Annotated in this window: 1 pseudogene; it reads left to right on the forward strand. The window is 39.6% G+C overall.

Features of this window, described 5'->3' with window-relative positions:
• Positions 1-90: 90 nt before the first annotated feature.
• Positions 91-1,380: pseudogene (locus HF969_RS09700) on the forward strand (IS1182 family transposase); the annotation flags it as partial.
• Positions 1,381-1,433 lie beyond the last annotated feature (53 nt).

Here is a 1,433-nt window from a genome sequence, read left to right on the forward strand (position 1 = left end):
TCAGACTGTAGACAAAGTCCTTTAAATCACCAACCAATGGTGATTTTGAGGGCTTTTTGATATATAATAAAAAGAAAACGGGTGATTTCTATGATGTCCACTAATGCAGAAAGTAAAACGTTCGAAGCACGTCATCAGATGGCTTTTCATGCGCTCGAAGACCTTGTTCCAGAAGATCATCTTCTGAGAAAAATTGATCGACATATTGATTTTTCTTTTATTTATGGACTGGTAGAAGATGTTTATTGCTTAGATAATGGGCGTCCGAGCATTGACCCAGTGACACTGATTAAAATCCCTATCATTCAATATTTATTCGGTATTCCTAGCATGCGCCAAACCATTCAAGAAATTCAGGTGAATGTCGCATATCGTTGGTTTTTAGGGTTATCTCTCACTGACCCAGTGCCACATTTTTCAACTTTTGGAAAAAATTATAAGCGTCGTTTCGAAGGGACAAGTATCGCCCAACAAATCTTTAGCCAGATTCTCACACAGTGTTTTGAAGCGGACATGATTGATTCTAAAGCTATTTTCATTGATGGCACCCATGTTAAAGCTTGCGCTAATGGTCGGAAATATACGAACGAAGAAGTACTTATTCAAGCCAAATGGTTGGCGGATGAAATGCTAGAAGCTGTCCAAGAAGATCGTGAGATCCATGGAAAAAAGCCTCTAAAAAATACAGAAAAGGAGTCCTCAACAAAATCCCAAAAAATCAGTCCTAATGACCCGGAGGCGGGGTGGTTTCATAAAGGAGACCATAAACAAGTCTTTGCCTATAATGTTCAAACAGCCTGCGATCGAAATGGATGGGTATTGGGTTACAGCGTTCACTCAGGAAATACTCACGATACGCAAGCATTCCCATCACTATTTGAAAAAATTATTCCTTTTAATCCCACTTATATCATTGCGGATGCTGGGTATAAAACACCCACAATCGCCCAATTCCTATTAAAACAAGAAATCACACCCGTATTTCCTTATACGCGCCCAAGACGCAAACCAGAGAATCGAGAGATTGTCTATGACGAATACTATGACTGTTATTTAGATGAGAATAACATCGTGTATCGTTACACAACGACGAATCGCAAAGGCTACCGCGAGTATAAAGCATTCGGACAAGAAAAAAGTAAACGAGTCATTACGCGTCACGTTTGGCAAGAAGCCCTTGAAACATGCGAAGATATAAGGCATTCAGATGGCATGCGGGAACTTTACAGAGAACGAAAAGAATCAGTTGAAAGATTATTTGGCACTGCCAAAGAGCACCATGGCTTTCGATATACCCACTTAATCGGGAAAGCCTTGATGGAATTCAAAGCAGGGCTCACTTTTGCCTGCTTGAACATGAAGAAATTGGCAAACATATTGGAGATGAGAAGCTAAAAAGGCTTCGCATTTTTTTATTTTCATGTGATTTATAA

The sequence above is a fragment of the Facklamia miroungae genome, from assembly GCF_012396555.1.
Taxonomy (GTDB): Bacteria; Bacillota; Bacilli; order Lactobacillales; family Aerococcaceae; genus Facklamia; species Facklamia miroungae.